The 16,341-nt window shown below is 29.8% G+C and carries 20 protein-coding genes; 15 read left to right on the forward strand and 5 right to left on the reverse strand.

Features of this window, described 5'->3' with window-relative positions:
- The first annotated feature begins 64 nt into the window (after window positions 1-64).
- Window positions 65-481 carry a hypothetical protein gene (locus CLPA_RS01960; RefSeq protein ID WP_003441092.1) on the forward strand — a complete coding sequence of 139 codons (417 nt, stop codon included), beginning with the start codon at window positions 65-67 and terminating at the stop codon, window positions 479-481.
- Window positions 482-555: 74 nt separating this feature from the next.
- Window positions 556-816: a hypothetical protein gene (locus tag CLPA_RS01965; RefSeq protein ID WP_003441096.1), complete on the forward strand. Its 261-nt coding sequence runs from the start codon at window positions 556-558 to the stop codon at window positions 814-816.
- 93 nt (window positions 817-909) lie between these two features.
- Here the strand turns inward: CLPA_RS01965 and CLPA_RS01970 are convergent, their stop codons facing one another.
- Entirely contained in the window at window positions 910-1,884 is a 975-nt protein-coding gene (locus CLPA_RS01970) for a 2-keto-3-deoxygluconate permease (RefSeq protein ID WP_003441100.1), read from the reverse strand.
- Between the two features lie 337 nt (window positions 1,885-2,221).
- On the opposite strand from CLPA_RS01970, the gene CLPA_RS01975 reads away from it, so the two are divergent.
- Together CLPA_RS01975 and CLPA_RS01980 are read left to right on the forward strand one after the other, a co-directional pair.
- The gene (locus tag CLPA_RS01975) at window positions 2,222-2,929 is read left to right on the forward strand and encodes a nitrite/sulfite reductase domain-containing protein (protein WP_003441102.1); all 708 of its coding nucleotides are present in this window, start codon (window positions 2,222-2,224) and stop codon (window positions 2,927-2,929) included.
- Between the two features lie 242 nt (window positions 2,930-3,171).
- Window positions 3,172-3,621 (forward strand): hypothetical protein, encoded by a 450-nt coding sequence (locus CLPA_RS01980; protein WP_003441105.1) that lies wholly within the window; start codon window positions 3,172-3,174, stop codon window positions 3,619-3,621.
- Window positions 3,622-3,841: 220 nt separating this feature from the next.
- On the opposite strand, the gene CLPA_RS01985 is transcribed toward CLPA_RS01980, so the two are convergent.
- Both CLPA_RS01985 and CLPA_RS01990 read right to left on the reverse strand, forming a co-directional pair.
- Entirely contained in the window at window positions 3,842-4,426 is a 585-nt protein-coding gene (locus CLPA_RS01985; RefSeq protein ID WP_003441108.1) for an ATP-dependent Clp protease proteolytic subunit, read from the reverse strand.
- Window positions 4,427-4,531: 105 nt separating this feature from the next.
- Window positions 4,532-4,915 (reverse strand): helix-turn-helix transcriptional regulator, encoded by a 384-nt coding sequence (locus CLPA_RS01990; protein WP_076719242.1) that lies wholly within the window; start codon window positions 4,913-4,915, stop codon window positions 4,532-4,534.
- A gap of 550 nt (window positions 4,916-5,465) precedes the next feature.
- Here CLPA_RS01990 and CLPA_RS01995 point away from each other — a divergent pair.
- The gene (locus CLPA_RS01995; RefSeq protein ID WP_003441113.1) at window positions 5,466-7,025 is read left to right on the forward strand and encodes a glycoside hydrolase family 32 protein; all 1,560 of its coding nucleotides are present in this window, start codon (window positions 5,466-5,468) and stop codon (window positions 7,023-7,025) included.
- A gap of 125 nt (window positions 7,026-7,150) precedes the next feature.
- Window positions 7,151-7,393 carry a hypothetical protein gene (locus CLPA_RS02000; RefSeq protein ID WP_003441115.1) on the forward strand — a complete coding sequence of 81 codons (243 nt, stop codon included), beginning with the start codon at window positions 7,151-7,153 and terminating at the stop codon, window positions 7,391-7,393.
- 93 nt (window positions 7,394-7,486) lie between these two features.
- Here the strand turns inward: CLPA_RS02000 and CLPA_RS02005 are convergent, their stop codons facing one another.
- The gene (locus CLPA_RS02005) at window positions 7,487-8,080 is read right to left on the reverse strand and encodes a TetR family transcriptional regulator (protein ID WP_003441117.1); all 594 of its coding nucleotides are present in this window, start codon (window positions 8,078-8,080) and stop codon (window positions 7,487-7,489) included.
- Window positions 8,081-8,184: 104 nt separating this feature from the next.
- Between CLPA_RS02005 and CLPA_RS02010 the strand changes: the two genes are divergently transcribed.
- The 4 genes from CLPA_RS02010 (at window position 8,185) to CLPA_RS02025 (ending at window position 10,863) form a co-directional block, all read left to right on the forward strand.
- Window positions 8,185-8,472 (forward strand): YciI family protein, encoded by a 288-nt coding sequence (locus CLPA_RS02010; protein ID WP_003441120.1) that lies wholly within the window; start codon window positions 8,185-8,187, stop codon window positions 8,470-8,472.
- A gap of 206 nt (window positions 8,473-8,678) precedes the next feature.
- Entirely contained in the window at window positions 8,679-9,008 is a 330-nt protein-coding gene (locus CLPA_RS02015) for a transposase (protein ID WP_003441125.1), read from the forward strand.
- A 44-nt stretch (window positions 9,009-9,052) separates the two neighbouring features.
- Entirely contained in the window at window positions 9,053-9,934 is an 882-nt protein-coding gene (locus CLPA_RS02020) for an IS3 family transposase (RefSeq protein WP_003441126.1), read from the forward strand.
- A 476-nt stretch (window positions 9,935-10,410) separates the two neighbouring features.
- A complete protein-coding gene (locus CLPA_RS02025) occupies window positions 10,411-10,863 on the forward strand; it encodes a C40 family peptidase (protein WP_003441130.1) in 453 nt (150 codons plus the stop codon).
- A 242-nt stretch (window positions 10,864-11,105) separates the two neighbouring features.
- Here CLPA_RS02025 and CLPA_RS02030 read toward each other — a convergent pair whose 3' ends face one another.
- Window positions 11,106-12,089 carry a Gfo/Idh/MocA family protein gene (locus CLPA_RS02030; RefSeq protein WP_003441133.1) on the reverse strand — a complete coding sequence of 328 codons (984 nt, stop codon included), beginning with the start codon at window positions 12,087-12,089 and terminating at the stop codon, window positions 11,106-11,108.
- A 187-nt stretch (window positions 12,090-12,276) separates the two neighbouring features.
- On the opposite strand from CLPA_RS02030, the gene CLPA_RS02035 reads away from it, so the two are divergent.
- From CLPA_RS02035 to CLPA_RS02055, 5 genes are all read left to right on the forward strand, one after another.
- Window positions 12,277-12,840: a TetR/AcrR family transcriptional regulator gene (locus tag CLPA_RS02035; protein WP_003441136.1), complete on the forward strand. Its 564-nt coding sequence runs from the start codon at window positions 12,277-12,279 to the stop codon at window positions 12,838-12,840.
- 21 nt (window positions 12,841-12,861) lie between these two features.
- The gene (locus CLPA_RS02040) at window positions 12,862-13,953 is read left to right on the forward strand and encodes a radical SAM/SPASM domain-containing protein (RefSeq protein ID WP_003441139.1); all 1,092 of its coding nucleotides are present in this window, start codon (window positions 12,862-12,864) and stop codon (window positions 13,951-13,953) included.
- A 165-nt stretch (window positions 13,954-14,118) separates the two neighbouring features.
- Window positions 14,119-14,817, forward strand: coding sequence for a lantibiotic protection ABC transporter ATP-binding protein (locus CLPA_RS02045; protein WP_003441143.1), 699 nt, complete (start codon window positions 14,119-14,121; stop codon window positions 14,815-14,817).
- Window positions 14,814-15,572, forward strand: a complete 759-nt coding sequence (locus CLPA_RS02050; protein ID WP_003441144.1) for a lantibiotic immunity ABC transporter MutE/EpiE family permease subunit — start codon at window positions 14,814-14,816, stop codon at window positions 15,570-15,572. Before CLPA_RS02045 ends, CLPA_RS02050 begins: the two co-directional genes overlap by 4 nt.
- A complete protein-coding gene (locus tag CLPA_RS02055) occupies window positions 15,569-16,336 on the forward strand; it encodes a lantibiotic immunity ABC transporter MutG family permease subunit (protein WP_003441145.1) in 768 nt (255 codons plus the stop codon). Before CLPA_RS02050 ends, CLPA_RS02055 begins: the two co-directional genes overlap by 4 nt.
- Window positions 16,337-16,341 lie beyond the last annotated feature (5 nt).

Here is a 16,341-nt window from a genome sequence, read left to right on the forward strand (position 1 = left end):
GAATAAAATAGAATATAATTATATGCTTTTCAAATATATTTCTAAAAAAGAAAGATGATTATATATGAAAAAATTTATAGTATTGATTTTATCAATGACTATGTTTATGATGTTGTTATCAGCTTGTGGATTCAAACAGAATCTATCAAAAAGTGGAGAGTTTAAAGCTGATGAATTTATACAGATGATAAAAAGTGATAAAATTGAAATTAAGTCAATTGATAGTTCTTCTGTTATTTCTACAGTAACGGATCAAAAGTATATAGATCAATTTGTAAAAAACTTAAAGATTCAGCAGTGGCAAATGACAAGTCTGCCAGATAATTCAGAAGTTCAATATGAATATGTTTTAAATAATGGCAAAGCCAATATTATAACTTTTAAGGATATACCTTATGTACAATTAGAGATTAAAGGATTTAACTTTACTTTTAAAGTGCCGGAAGATGTGGCAAATTATTTGAATGCTGTAAAGAAATAAAATAATTTTATTTTTAAGTATAATATACCAAAAAAGATAAATACTATAGTATTATTTTCAGTGAGGTGTGTAAAATGAAAAGAAGATCTATAGTATTGTGGAAAAGAATTGTTTTAATGTTATCTGCAGCTGGTTTGTGCATTACAGGGGTATGGTTTAACATAATGATAATCACACTATTCGGCTTAATTCTATGGATAATTAGTACAGTTGTAAATGTTATATATAGCAATAAAGATTATAATTCACTTATAGAAGAGTCTGGTTCAAAAAAAGCTGATAATAAGGTAAAGTTTACAGTTATAAAAGGAAGTAAAGAGAAGAAAGAAGTTTAAAGTTAAATTAGATAATCTTTACATTTCAATGTATATTTGTTTATAGGTAAAATAAATGTAGCAATTATAGAAGTAAGCTAGAGAGATATTTATCTAGCTTATTTCTATTTTTTGAAAAACTTCCTTGTATTTTGGACAGCCAAAATGTTTTGCAAACCAGTGTACAATGAGAGGACATATAATTGAAGATAGTACTACAGCACAGGATATTTGTACAGTAGCTAAGTTTACATAATCTCTAAATGCTGGTACAAATTGTCCTATCATTGCAGGAACTGCGATGGTATTGCCTGCTACAGATACAGTTGCCATACCGCCATAGCCAGGTCTTTTTAATAAAATTCTGTCTACAAACAGTGCTACAGGACCAGTTATAATGAGTACCAAAATAAAAAGAAAAACTCCTCCAAAGCCAGAGACTATAATTTTAGAAAGATCAATGCCTGATCCTAAAATAAATCCCATTACAGGTAGTATTAGTGTAATTCCATTTTTAGTTGCAGTTTTAATTTTTTCATCAATAGCAGATAATATTATTCCAATAAGCAGAGGAATTAAAACGGTTACGTATTCTTCCCAGCTTACCGCATTTCCTCCAGAAACTCCAATGGTAAGCAGGGTTAACATTGGTCCAGAATTAAAGTTAAATATTGGTCTTGCTGCAAGATCTGCATGATCACCGTAGTTTTGTACTAATCCCATATACAGGCTGCTGTTGTTATTAGTCAAAGCACATAAGATTGCCAAAGTACAGGTACCGAATATTCCGTTATATCCAAAAAATTTCAATATGATAAAATAGGCCAAAGCACCCGCAAGATATTTAAAGAATACATGACTGCCACCCCGTTTTAAAGCTTCTGGTATGTCTTTTATTTTTATTTGTGTTCCAGTAAATAGTAAAGTTAAAAACATCATTACATTTATTCCATCATTGGAAATTAAAGATTGACTATAGCTTCCTATTCTTAAAATTGAAGGACAAAAGGTATTTAGAACAGCTGCTGTAAATAATGGAACAAGCATAGTTCCAGCTGGAATTTTATTTACTCTCTTTAATAAATCCATTTTTTCTACCTCTGTTATATTTAAATTATATTTTTATAATATCATATGCGGATATAATAATCTAACAAAAATAGATTAAAGATGTATTTTATAATAAATCTTAATCACTCTTAAATGTAAAAGTACTATTATATGTAAATAAGTTAAGATAAAAATTTAACAATATTAAAAATTTTATTTATACACTACTATTTTTATCTTAAATGTATTATAATAAAAGATTTATATTGATTTATTTATAAAATTAATATAATATAATCTTAAAAATTATTAAAGATAGAAGTTTAATATAAAATAGATTAATTACATAATAAGTAACAAAAATGGAGGGATAAAAGTGGGACATGCAATATTTGAGCAGCGTTCTGGTATTTTAGGTGTAGCAGTGGCTAGTGCCTGCGGTGTTGTTTCATCAGATCAATTAATTGGAATGGGAGAAATAGCAAAGAAAATACAGGTACATGGAATCAAAATGACATCTAGGTCAACTATTGTTTTCTTGATAAATAGTGAGGATTTAGAGCAATTCAAAATTGAAATTGAAAAAGTTGGGCTTAGTTTAGGGGTTTTTGGAAACGTTGTAAGAAATGTAAAGGGTTGTGCAGGAAGTGATGCTCTATGTATGCGTGCTTTAGGAGATGCCTATGGACTTGGTGTAGAAATTCAAAATAAATTTATGAATCAGCCTGTTCCAAAGGATTTTAAGATATCAACTGCTGGCTGCATTAGAGCATGTACAGATCCTTATTGTGCAGATTTTGGAGTTATTGCTACAGCTAAGGATACCTTTAGTATTTATATAGGGGGAAGAGGAGGCAGTAAAAAGCCAATCCACGGTAAACTTATTTTTCAAGAAGTATCCTCAGAGGGAGTTATAGAAGTTTTGGAATATGTATTAAAAAGATATAGTGAATTGGGTGAACCAGGAGAACGTCTGTGTAAAACTATAGAACGCTGTGGAGTTGATAAAATTATTCCTTCAGAGGATAGTGTGAAAAAGTCTTCTTTAGAAGAATTGAATGATTTTCTGGATTTTATGAATTAAAGCTTAACTAGACAAAGAATTTGTAATACTCATTACTAACTGATAATATCAATGAATCTTACTTGATGGAAATTTGTTACATCACTAAGTTTAGATGAGCTTTATATAGAGCAGGGAACCAAAGGTTTTAATTTTGTATGAGGCTTATATAGAGTGCAATAGAGTATTATAGCCATTAGTTGAGGAATGAATAATTAGCTTTTTATAAATCCAAAATTTTTAATATAAAGAAGGAGATAGTTATGCAAGTTGGTGAAACCATAAATTTACCGTATATAAAAGAGACTATAGAAAAGTGTTGTCGTTCTAAAGATGGATGTGAACCTTGTGCTGGTAAAGCTTGCCTTATAGGATTTGCTAAAATAGTTTCTCTCTATGCAGAGGAAAAAAAAGCTTTGGCAATACCTGGTGGATTAAAGCTTATACCTAAGCAGGACTTTAAGGTTTATGATGTAGATGAAGTTGCTCATGCTTTGGCTGTTATAAATTTAGAGTGTAAGAATTGCAGTGATAATCATGATGATAATTGTATTATTAATATAATGCGTTCTTCCCTTGAAATTGCTCTTATGGGAGAAAATGTACAGTTTACAGGTTCACCATTAGCTTACGTAATGAGCCTTGGCAAAATAAATGCTGAGTTGGGTAATAAAGTAATGGTGTATTATAATGAACTTAAAAATAGGAAATAGGTTATTTTTATCATAAAAATATTTCCATAATATTTTTAAGTATATGTTGTTTTTTAGAATAAATTTATTTATACTTATATAGGCTTTTGATTAAAAGTATAAGAAGTTTACATGGGTCTATATGAATTTGTAAATATATTAAATAATTTATAAAAAGGTTCAAAAAAACTTGAACCTTTTTAGGCTTAGATTTTTTTTATATATAACATTAGTGAAGAGATTATTTTAAAAGTATTTTGTCTATTATTCCATATTTTGCAGCTTCCTCAGCAGACATGAAATAATCTCTTTCCATATCCCTTTCTATTTTTTCAAGGAGATTGCTTGTCTTTTCACTGTATATTTTATTTATTTTATGTTTAGTCTTTAAAAGCCAATCCGAATGGATTTTTATATCTGTAGCCTGCCCTTGAAAACCACCCTGTACTGAGGGCTGATGTATTAAAATTTCACTATTTGGAAGGGCATATCTTTTACCAGCAGCTCCCGATGTCAATAAAAATGATCCCATGCTTGCAGCGAAGCCAACACATATTGTGGATACATCTGATTTTATATACTGAATTGTATCATATATCGCCATTCCAGCGGTTACAGAACCTCCAGGGCTGTTTATATAGAAATGAATATCAGCATCAGGATTATCAGATTCAAGAAATAGCAGTTGAGATATAATTATACTTGCACTTGCATCCGTTACTTCACCAGATAACATAATTATTCTATCTTTAAGTAATCTTGAATATATATCGTAGGAACGTTCGCCTGAATTTGTCTGTTCGATAACTATAGGTACATAACTCATCATATATCACCTCGTATAATATATTTGATATAACAAGAAATTTGTCATGGTTTATATATAGGCTACATTAAGCAATGTAGTTTAAAGTTAATTATTTAAGCTAATTTAAGCTGCTATGGAAAGCATATTTGTGATTTTATTTTTTGAACTTATTGGAGTTATATTAATTTTGTTCTTTCTAAATTCTCTTGGAGGTATTCCATAAAGTTTTTTAAAAGCTTTTGTAAAGGATTCCTGGGAACTAAACTGATATTTTAAAGCTATATTCACAATTTTATCATCTGTATTTACTAGTTCACTAGCGGCCTCTGAAAGTCTTCTCTTTCTAACATATTCACCGACAGGTTCTCCAACTATAGCATGAAAAACTCTGTGAAAATGATATTTTGATAAAAAGGCTTTTTCTGCAAGGCCTTCAAGTTCTATTTTCTTATTCAGATTGCGCTCAATATATTCAATAGATTTTTCAATACAAGTATCATAATTCATATTAAAATTGCTTCCTCCTTCAATCTTTTTTTCAGTATAACTCATGCTTTAATATAAATCCTGTCTTTTTTTGCTTATATTTTAATCATAAAACTTTAAAATATAAGATAGTTGACATATGTAAATGTTTACAATATAATAAAAATAAATTAAGTAAACTTAAATTGTTATGTACTTAACAAAAATCCTATATAGAATTAAGACATTTCCAAATTAATATTTTTAACTCCAATAATAAACTATTTAATGGTGTTTATATATGCTTACTGGAAATAAATAATTAAAAAAACAGTATAATATACCCATTAATATTTAGGTTTACCCATATATCATATCAGTTAAATATAATCAGAAAAATTTTATTCCTTCTATTGAAATTTAGACAATTTATCACATAACTAGTGCTTGGAACACTCTACCGCATATAAGGTGGAGATAACAGCTGCAGGTTCATGGATAATCCATTTAAACTTAGTTAGAGTACAAACTTCAGCTAAGTAAGATTCATTGATAAATTTAAAATTAAAAAATATAGAAAGGAAGTTTGCCAATGGAAAGAAAAGTTAAGAAAAATATACAATTAATAAACTTAATTATTACTTATTTATTATTACCAATATTAGTTGCTTTTTTATTATGCACAGCAGAATCAAGAGGAGTATATGCAGCTACAGAGGCAGATCCCTATAGACCGCTATATCATGTTACACCACAATCAGGATGGATGGGTGATGTACAAAGGCCACTCTACATAAATGGAACACATCAGCTCTATTATTTAAATAATTTAGATTATTCTTGGGGAGGCAATGGAACAGCATGGGCACATGCAGATTCAACAGATTTAGTAAATTGGAATAGAAAACCAATAGCTATACAGAAGTATCAAACTCCCTATGGAGACCCTTGGACAGGTAGTTTAGTAGTAGATAAAAATAATACTGCAGGCTTTGGCACAAATGCTGTAATTGCTTTGGTAACAATGCCTTATGAACATCAATCTACTCATCTGTGGTATAGTACAGATGATGGAAATTCATTTCAATATTATGGCATTGTACAGCATAATCCAACAGGAAGTTCAGATTTCAGAGACCCAAAAGTTGTTTGGAATGAGGATACAGGAAAATGGGTTATGACACTGGCTGAAAATAATAAGATTGGATTTTATACATCATCTAATTTAAAAAGCTGGCAGTATGTTTCATCATTTATAAGACAAGATATAGGTATTATAGAATGCCCGGATTTATTTCAAATTAACGTAGATGGAAATAGTAATAATAAAAAATGGGTATTAGCAATGGGCGGCAATGGTTTTAACTACGGATTGACAACAGGGACCTGTTATTTTGTAGGGAACTTTGATGGTGAAGTATTTACTAAAGACCCAGGCTCAGATCTAAATTGGTTAGAAGAAGGTGCAGATTCTTATACAGGGGTAACTTGGGATGCACCTTATACTGATGGTAATTACAGATATTTTATATCATGGATGAATAATTGGAATTATGCATTTCAGCTTCCATGGCAAAATTATTCAGGAAATACAAGTATCGTTAGAGAGATAAGGCTAAATACAACTAGTAATGGATTAAAATTACAGCAAGTGCCAGTTTGGAATTTACTTAGTAATTTTAATGAAGTAATGAATGTAGAAAATCAAACGGTGTACAATAATCAACAAAATATTCTTGACAATTATAAGGGGTTATCTTATAGTATTGAAACCCAGATAGATGTATCAGATTTAACAAATGGTAAATTTGGATTCTCTGTTAGAAACGGATTAAATGAACATACAGATATAACTTATGATAAGAGTATAAATCAATTATCTTTTGACAGGAGCAATTCGGGTATAGTTGTTAATGTAAACGAATCCATAAATCTGCAGAGAATTACAGTTAACCCTGTAAACGGTAAAATAAAATTAACTATATTAGTAGATGTAAGTACAGTTGAGATATTTGTTAATGATGGACAACATACATTAAGCAATATAATTTTTCCCTCATTAACATCAGATGGGGTAAGACTATGGACTGATGGTCATGTTCATTTAGATTATTTAAAGATAAGAAATAACAACAACAATATGATAAATTAGTATATCTTTAAAGGTATATTATAATATGTTTAAATTGGTATACTGTACCGTTTTAAAATTCGTATATTTTTAAAGTGTAACCATACTCAAATTATTTTAATATATTAAATTTGAGGTGAGTTAAAATGTCACTTTTTGATTCATTGACTCCTAAAGAACTGAATATTTTGGTAAATATAGTTGCAGTTGCACTTACAGAAGGAAATTCAGCCGATGATAATAACGTATTGGGTAACTTCTTAACGGCCGTTTCAGCTAATATACTTGTTATTGCGGCACAACAGCAAACTCTTAGTTCTTTAGAAGATAAGCAAAAACAAATTAAAGATCTTAAAAAACAAATTAAAAAACTTGAAAATGATTTATGACACATAGTTGATAAATTTTTCTATGTGTTTTTTATTGTTACTATTATTGTAGTAATATAATTACTTTATAAATTAAATCAGCAAACATTATGCCTATAAGCTTTCTAAAATTTTACCAATATATTTTTCACCTTTTTTAACAATGTCAAATTCTCCATTTGAAAAGCACCATGAAGCCATAAGTCCTCTTACAAAACTTTCTAGATATAAAAATACTTCTTCCACTGTTTGATTTGTGTTAAATACCTTGTGATCAATACCTTGTAAAATTAATATCTTTAATTCTTTAGTAAATTCTCGCCTTTCAAAATGTTTGCTGTTTTCCAATATGCACTCTGTTAAATTAGTAACATAAGCACGGCAGGTCATGGCATAACCAACATGATTGCTAAACATAAGTTCTGATAAAAGAAATTTTTCTATTTTATTTTTAATACTCATTCTTTTATCTTGTGAAATTAAATTGTTATATTGCTTTAAAACAAACTGACTCATATCTGAATAGTAACTTTCTTTTATAATATCTTCTTTAGCTTTATAATGAACATAAAAGGTACCCTTTGCAACGCCAGCTTTTTCGCATATTTCACTTATGGTAACATTGTCATAGCCCTTTTCTTTAATTAATTCAATAGCAGTTTCGAATAATTTATTTTTAGTGAGAATAGATTTTTCTTTTCTTAACAAAGTTATCACCTTCTTGATTTTTTTTAATTATAAATGTATAATAATGACCGTAGTCAGTGACTAAAGTCATTATTATAATAAGCTATTTAAAGGAGAATTTCAACATGTTTATATTAAGCCTTAATTATATCAAGCCTATGGATGAAGTAGAAGAATACTTATCCAGTCATATATTATTTCTAGATAAATATTATAGCAGCAAAAATTTTATTTGTTCTGGAAGGAAAAATCCACGTACAGGTGGAATTATTCTTTGTAATGCTGAAAACATTGATGAAGTTAATGCCATAATAAGTGAAGATCCATTTTATAAAGAAAAAATTGCTGCCTATGAAATTACGGAATTTTTTCCTACTAAATATGCCGATAGTTTCAAATCTTTTATTCAATAATAAAAAATTAACGTTTTTACTATTAATATAGCGTGGATTTTTACAAATAGCCTTAAGTTAGTAAAAATAAATATATCTATATGTGTATTTATATAATTACTTTGATTAATCTTTTTCTAATAGTTACATTTCTCTTAAGCCCCGAAATAATCTTGGACAATTGCCTATACATTTAATATAATGTAGAAAGTGATTGGAGGAAAGTTATGAAAGGCAAAAGTTATACAAAAGAATTAAAAGAAGAAATATTGAGAGAAGTAAAGGATGTAGGAAATGTTTCTTTAGTATCAAGAAGACATGGTATATCAAAATCAACCATATTTACTTGGATAAAGAAATCTGAGAATAAGGATGAGATTAAGGTTAAGCCAGGAAGAAAGGCTTTAGTTGAGGGACAAAAAGAGTTTGAAAGTGAAATTACAGAAGTAACAAAAGAGAATGATCATCTTAAAAAGATTTTAGGTGAAAAAGATTTAGAAATAGCTATCCTTAAAGATTTAATAAAAAAAGCAAACCCTCAATTAAAGATAAAGTAGCAATAGCTAAAAAATATATACATCAAGGATATAACGCAGTTTTTGTGCTTAAAACAGTTAGGCTTCTTAGATCAACATATTACTATAATTTAAGTGTTGAAGGCAAACAAAAATCAAAACCTAAAGGCGGTAAGCCTAGAGGATACAGCCTAAATAAAAAGAATCAAAAGGTATGTGATGACCTTATTAAAGAGTTTATTATTGAGTCAATTGATGGTGATGCCATTAATTATGGTTATAGAAAAATAACTTATCATCTGCGAAAATATTATAATCTTATAATTAATCCTAAGAAGGTTTACAGGCTTTGCAAGGAGCTTGGCATACTTAAAGATCAAAGAGTTATCAAACCTAAAGTGAAAAAAACTATTGCAGCTAACAGAATTATAACAGGTTCCAATCAGCTTTGGGAAATGGATATAAAGTATGGTTATATTCATGGTCAAGATAAATTCTTCTACTTGTTAAACCTAATTGATATTTTTGATAGAAGTATTATTGATTATCACATGGGATTTCACTGTGAAGCTAAAGATGCGTCAGCATTATTAAGAAAATGTTTAATAAGAAGAAATCTATTTGAGGAAGGAGTTAACAAGCCTGTAATAAGAACAGATAACGGACCACAGTTTGTAAGTTATAAATTTAGTGAATGCTGTGAGGAAATCAAGGTAGAACACGAGAGAATACCAGTAAAAACACCAAATAAAAATGCTCATATAGAATCATTTCACCGAATACTTGAGGATGAATGTTTTAAAAATAATGAATTTGAAACTTATGCACAAGCCTATGAGGCAGTAAACGATTTTATGGTTCGATATAATGACAGAAGAATACATTCAAGCTTAGGTTTTATGTCACCAAATGAATTTTATACCCTTCATTTTAGAGAAAATCTAACTGGTATTGAAATAAGGGTCTAATTCTAAGAAAATCAAAGAATTTATTATGTTTTGTCCAAAATGAAGGGGTTAATCCGATTTGCTATACTTAAATGTATTACATATATTTAATAAGTATTTATGAAAAATGAATCTTTCAATATTAAAATAGTGTTTGTGTAAATAATTGCTATCATATAACATATACATTTAATAAAGATTATCAAGGAATTTTAGTCAATATCTGATTAATTCTAGATGAAATTTATTTCACCTGACTAACTTGGCGTAAGACTCCCACGCACTCTGTACAGCCCTCACACAAAATCGAAAAGAAGATTTTGGTTTTCTGCTTGCACTCTGTGAAAGCGATTCGCACCAAATTAAAATTTGGGCTCTCTGCTTTTCTTCAAGTGGGAGTTCGACGCCAAGTAAGCCATGCATTTGCAGTTCTAAAATTCAGATGGGGTAAAAGAATCTCCACCTGAATTAAGAACTTGCTTCAATGGAGACAATATATGAAAAATAAAAAGGTAATTATATTTGCACTGTCATTAATATTTATATTTATTATGGTGAGTACTTTTATTTCTAGCAATAAAGAGCTGAAAAATGGAGAAGCTGTTGTAAACTATGCTGAAAAATTTAAAGCTGTTAAGTATGTTTGGGGAGGGGAAAGCCCCAGCGGATTTGATTGCTCGGGATTTACCAAGTATGTATATGCACATTTTGGAGTGAATCTTCCCCATAATGCTGCACAGCAATATAAGTATGGTAAAAAGATAAGCAAAAATAGCCTTAAGCCTGGAGATTTAGTTTTCTTTGGGAAAAAGTCTAACAGCATATATCATGTTGGGATATACATTGGCAATGGTAACTTTATAAATGCACCTAAAGCAGGAGAAAATGTAAAGATAACAGCACTATGTTATATGCCTGATTATTATGGCGCTAAGAGAATTAAAATTTAGAATTGACTGTCCCAGAAAATTAGGAACTAGGCATTCTTTTTTAATAGAATGTGAGTTGTTAGAATGTATAGTTATCCTATAAACAGAGTTCTTAGTGTGTGGCTGCTGTACAGAGTGTTACAGGTGACAGCTATCATATGTATATGTTATTAATTAGAGAAGTTAATGTTGTAAATATGGCAGTTTACTGAGGAAAAGAAACAGAAAGCCCCATCCCTTTAGGGGTAGGGCAAGCTTCCACATTATTTATTATCTGCTGCAAATACAATTCCAGCATCTTTTCTTGCCAGTACTGCAGTTTCCATGACCTTTAGGGAGTGATCCAATAGTTTATAAGATTCTTCTAAATCATTGTTATTGTATATATTCTCAAAGTCTATTAACTCATAAACCATTCTATTTGAAAAACTCTGCTCATTATAAGTTTCAATTTTATCATCAATTACAATTTCAAGAGAAGGACATCGATTTACAGCACCATTTAATTTTATATATCCTTTTGTTCCTTGAATAATGGCAAAATTTGGACCCTCAGAATCTTTAGCACCGGTACATTCACATATAAAATTATCATATTTTAAAAGGGCAATTCCAGAAGTATCAATTCCATTTTCAGCAATATTAGCAATGTATTTTACCTCTTTAGCTTTTCCAAATAGTCTTGTTACAAAGTGCAAATTATAGATATTAATATCTGCTAGAGAACCACCAGAAAAGGCTGGATTAAATATATTTGTAACTTCTCCCGCTAAAAATTTATCATATCTGCTTGAGTATTGAGAGTAGTTGCACTGAACTAATTTCAGTTCACCAAGAGAATTTAGTTTTTCTTTGATCTTATTGTAATTTGGTAAATGTAAGGTGGTGATTGCCTCAAATAGCAATAGTTTTTTATCCCTTGCCAAATTTATTAAAGTTTTTGTTTCTTCTACTGTGGAGGTAAAGGGCTTTTCACAAATTACATTTTTACCATTTTGTAGAGCCTTTAGAGCATAGTCATAATGAAGACTATTTGGTGAAGCTATATAAATAAAGTTTACGTTTTCATCACTGAGAAGCAAATTAAAGTCTGTATATACCTGCTTTATATCATATTTATCTGCAAGAGTTTCACCTGTTTCTATTCTTCTGGAAAAAACCGCTGTACATTCAACATTTTCTATCTGCTGAACAGCATCTAAAAAAGTTTCTACAATTGATCCCGTACCTATAGTGCCTATTTTCATAATATCATCTCCCTTTTTATGATAAGTTCATTAACTAGTTTTCAATTAATATTCATGTTTATATTGTATAGTAATATTTGTAGTAATGTAAATAGAAAACAATTACATAGTTTAAAGTATTGATATATTATAGCAAATAGCTTATAATAAAACATGTACCAAACATGTTTGAAAATGAGGTGGTAAATTGGATAAATCAGATAATACTAAAAATCAATTAATAGAAGCAGTAATAGGACTATTGCAAGAGTGTAATGATGTTTCAGAAATAACATCAAGGAAGATAACAGAAAGAGCAAAAATAAATTTATCAACAATAAATTATCATTTTGCTTCTAAAGATGAACTAATAAATATTGCAGTAAATAAATTAATAGGAGATGCTGCGGATGCTTATTTTCAGGATATGAAAAATAATATGAAATCACCAAAAGATAAACTTAGAGATTTTTTAGTTGGTATTAGTGATATAGCTGTTGATTATAAAAAATATATAAGAGAAATGATACCTTATATTTTATTAAAAGGAGAATTTACTCAAACTATTGAAATACTTCCTTTAGTTAAAGAATGCTTTCAAGAAAGTAAAAATGATGAAGAATGTAAAATTATTTCATATCAATTAATTTCATTCATGCAATTAGTATTCTATAGAGCAGATGAATTTAAGTCTTTTAGTAAGATTGATATTATGAATAAGCAGGAAAGAGATAGGCTTGTTGATATTCAACTAGATTTGTTTATCAAATAAAGATTTGGGAGGATATAAAATATGAGTAAAGCATTTAATTTATCTGAATATATGAGTGAGAGTATTGAAAATATAGTAAAGAATATTTTAAAAGCATCTATAAGGAATCCCAAGGAAACTGAATTTATAATAAAATATATGCTATCAGTTAAGCAGGCAAAGAATAAGAGAGATATGCTGGAAAGTAAAGGAGAGCATATCCCGCCTTTTTTCATGGGAAGTATTGCGTCTAATTGTAATTTACATTGTAAGGGCTGCTATGCAAGAGCTAATAAATCCTGTGGAGATAAGCCAAAAAGTAGTGAGATATCAGAAGAAAGATGGGGACAGATATTTAATGAAGCAAGGGAGCTTGGAATTTCATTTGCACTATTGTTAGGAGGAGAACCCTTAATGAGAAGAGGGGTTATTGAAAAAGCTTCCTCTGTTAAAGAAATAGTTTTTCCAGTCTTTACTAATGGCACTATGTTTGATAAAAGTTATATGGATTTATTTGATAAAAATAGAAATCTTGTACCAATAATAAGTATTGAAGGTGATAAGGATCAAACTGATGCTAGAAGGGGAATTGGCATTTATAATTTAATAATGACTGCAATGGATAATTTAAACGACAAAGGAATTCTGTTTGGAGGTTCTATAACTGTAACAACTGAAAATATAATGACTGTTACAGGTAAAGAGTTTGTACAGGAACTTTACAATAAAGGAGCAAGAGTATTGTTATTTGTGGAGTATGCTCCAGTAGCTAAATCTACTAGAAATCTTGCACCTACAGATAAAGAACGTTTAATATTAGAAGAGAAGATAGAAGAATTAAGAAAAACATTTGAAAATATGGTGTTTTTATCATTCCCTGGTGATGAGAAATATTCAGGGGGATGTTTAGCAGCTGGAAGAGGATTTTTCCATATAAATGTAAGTGGTGGGGCAGAACCATGTCCACTTTCTCCTTATTCAGATGTTAATTTAAAAGAATCTAGTCTAAGAGAAGCTTTAAAATCACCACTATTTAAGAAACTAAAAGACAATGAAATGTTACTTGGAGACCATGTAGGTGGATGTCTATTATTTGAAAAAGAGGAGGATGTTAAAGGGTTATTAGGATTGTAATAAACGTCATTTATATGTTTTCTAAGCTCAAATTGTCACATTGCCTTTCATTGATAAGAAAGATAATATATATTTTTAAATACAAAACTTTATAAAAACTTTATAATCTCCTGATAAATTGTTAACTGTAAGAAACATTAATAATTTATGGGGGGATAAAACATAATGAATGATTTAATATTGGAAACTAAAGGTGTTAAAAAATATTTTGGGAAGCAGCTGGCTGTAAATGATGTTTCAATTCACATTAAAAGAAACTGTATATATGGACTTTTAGGACCTAATGGAGCAGGAAAATCTACTATTTTAAAAATGGTTACAGGTTTATTGCATCCCAGTGAAGGGGAAATAATTGTGTTTGATGAACCTTGGAGAAGAGAAGCTCTTGCTGAAATAGGTGCCCTCATTGAATCGCCTGCTCTATATGGTAATCTTACAGCAGTTGAAAATTTAACAGTTTTTACAAAAATGATGGGAATTTCAAAAAATAGAATTGATGAAGTACTTGAGATAGTAGATCTCAAAAATACCGGTAAGAAGCTGGCATCACAGTTTTCTATGGGAATGAAACAGAGGCTTGGAATAGCAATAGCTCTGCTGAATAATCCAAAGCTGTTAATTCTTGATGAACCTACTAACGGACTTGATCCTATAGGAATTGAAGAACTTAGAGAGCTTATATGTTCTTTCCCAAAGCAGGGCATAACAGTTATACTATCAAGTCATATTTTGACAGAGGTTTCTCAGATTGTTGATTATGTTGGCATTATAAATAATGGTGAAGTAAAATATGAGAATAGAGTAAGCCACAATGAAAATATTGAAGAATTATTTATGAATACTGTAAGGGGGAAGATAGTATGATCGGCATAATCCAAGCTGAATATCTTAAATACAAGAGAACATTTATGAAGTGGCTTATAATATTAGTGCCATTGTTTTTTGTAATACTTTCAGTATTCCCTAAAATAATTATTCCTGATGGATATTTAAGGCCTTGGGATCTTATTATTGACCTTGTGTACAATTGGTGGTCTTTTATATTTATTCCCATAGGTTTTGCATTGTTTGCTGTATTAGTTAATTCACAGGAAAAAAGAGCTGGTAATTATAGAACTGTTAAGTCTTGCAAGGTATCACCAATATCTATATGGATAGGGAAGATCATTGTTATGGCAATACACTCTTTATTTGCAACTTTTGTACTTATAGTTGCTGTTCTAATTTCAGGAATGATATTAGCTTCAGGAAATGTACCTTGGTTGAAAATAGTTATTGGTGCTTTTACAATTTGGCTTACATCTCTTGCAATAATACCAATACAGTTATTTATAGCTTCATGGAGTGGTATATTTGGAAGTATGATAATGGGTATATTAGGATTTCTTATAGGAGTTGCTGAGGCTCCTACTAAGTATTGGATATATATACCCTGGAGCTGGCCAATCAGACTTATGTGTCCAATACTAGGAATACATCCTAATGGGATTTCTTTAGAGAATAATAGTCCTTTGTTGAGTTCTTCAGTAATACCAATAGGAATAATTGTATCAGTAGCAGCTGTTATTGTTTTTACTTTTCTAACAGCTAAATGGTTTGAGAGGAGAGAAGTCCGATGATAAAAATATTATCAGCTGAATGGATTAAAACAAAACGTACACCGATAAAATGGGTTGTGTTTTTAACTCCAATTTTATATTCACTAGTAATCACATGGTATTATTCATCAAAAACCATAGATTTAAGTACGGAAATCTCAGTATTTCAGATCTTCTTTGAGGTATGGACAATTATATTTATACCAATAGGGGCAGGTTTGTTTTCAGGATTTATGATATATCAGGAAGAGCTTGCAGGGAAGTTTAATGGACTGTTAATAAGTAAATTGCCTCGTTTGAAACTGTATTTAGGAAAATTGATAATTCTTATTTTCCTTACAACATTAAGTATATTCATTGGAACCTTTATTCTCATTATTGGATTAAATTATGTAATACATGTACCTGTTTCTATTTCCATTTTTATTATGGCAGCAATAGTAACAGCACTAAGTACAATACCACTATTAGCCTTTCATCTATGGATAAGCCTTGCCTGGGGGATGGGAGCTTCCATTGGAGTTGGAGGAGGGGGACTTCTTATAGCTGCATTAATGGGTACAAATCTTGGAAATATGGTATGGAAATATATACCTTGGGCATGGCCTGTTAGAATATCTACTCTTCCAGCGATATATCTTCTTAATTTATCAGAGAAAGAGATTGGTTATGCTGTTCAACAGAATGCCGCAGGTGCAGTATGTGCATTAGTTTTTCTTATAATTATGTTAGCGGGAGGCATAAAATGGTTTGAAAAATGGGAAGGAAGAAAAGTGTATAATTGATATAT

The sequence above is a fragment of the Clostridium pasteurianum DSM 525 = ATCC 6013 genome, assembly GCF_000807255.1.
GTDB lineage: Bacteria > Bacillota > Clostridia > Clostridiales > Clostridiaceae > Clostridium_I > Clostridium_I pasteurianum.

Bases quoted from the DNA above. Each gene is read 5' to 3' on its own strand.
- CLPA_RS01960 (WP_003441092.1), top strand. From the start codon at position 65: ATGAAAAAATTTATAGTATTGATTTTATCAATGACTATGTTTATGATG.
- CLPA_RS01965 (WP_003441096.1), top strand. From the start codon at position 556: ATGAAAAGAAGATCTATAGTATTGTGGAAAAGAATTGTTTTAATGTTA.
- CLPA_RS01970 (WP_003441100.1), bottom strand. From the start codon at position 1,884: ATGGATTTATTAAAGAGAGTAAATAAAATTCCAGCTGGAACTATGCTT.
- CLPA_RS01980 (WP_003441105.1), top strand. From the start codon at position 3,172: ATGCAAGTTGGTGAAACCATAAATTTACCGTATATAAAAGAGACTATA.
- CLPA_RS01985 (WP_003441108.1), bottom strand. From the start codon at position 4,426: ATGAGTTATGTACCTATAGTTATCGAACAGACAAATTCAGGCGAACGT.
- CLPA_RS01990 (WP_076719242.1), bottom strand. From the start codon at position 4,915: ATGAATTATGATACTTGTATTGAAAAATCTATTGAATATATTGAGCGC.
- CLPA_RS01995 (WP_003441113.1), top strand. From the start codon at position 5,466: ATGGAAAGAAAAGTTAAGAAAAATATACAATTAATAAACTTAATTATT.
- CLPA_RS02000 (WP_003441115.1), top strand. From the start codon at position 7,151: ATGTCACTTTTTGATTCATTGACTCCTAAAGAACTGAATATTTTGGTA.
- CLPA_RS02010 (WP_003441120.1), top strand. From the start codon at position 8,185: ATGTTTATATTAAGCCTTAATTATATCAAGCCTATGGATGAAGTAGAA.
- CLPA_RS02015 (WP_003441125.1), top strand. From the start codon at position 8,679: ATGAAAGGCAAAAGTTATACAAAAGAATTAAAAGAAGAAATATTGAGA.
- CLPA_RS02025 (WP_003441130.1), top strand. From the start codon at position 10,411: ATGAAAAATAAAAAGGTAATTATATTTGCACTGTCATTAATATTTATA.
- CLPA_RS02030 (WP_003441133.1), bottom strand. From the start codon at position 12,089: ATGAAAATAGGCACTATAGGTACGGGATCAATTGTAGAAACTTTTTTA.
- CLPA_RS02040 (WP_003441139.1), top strand. From the start codon at position 12,862: ATGAGTAAAGCATTTAATTTATCTGAATATATGAGTGAGAGTATTGAA.
- CLPA_RS02045 (WP_003441143.1), top strand. From the start codon at position 14,119: ATGAATGATTTAATATTGGAAACTAAAGGTGTTAAAAAATATTTTGGG.
- CLPA_RS02050 (WP_003441144.1), top strand. From the start codon at position 14,814: ATGATCGGCATAATCCAAGCTGAATATCTTAAATACAAGAGAACATTT.
- CLPA_RS02055 (WP_003441145.1), top strand. From the start codon at position 15,569: ATGATAAAAATATTATCAGCTGAATGGATTAAAACAAAACGTACACCG.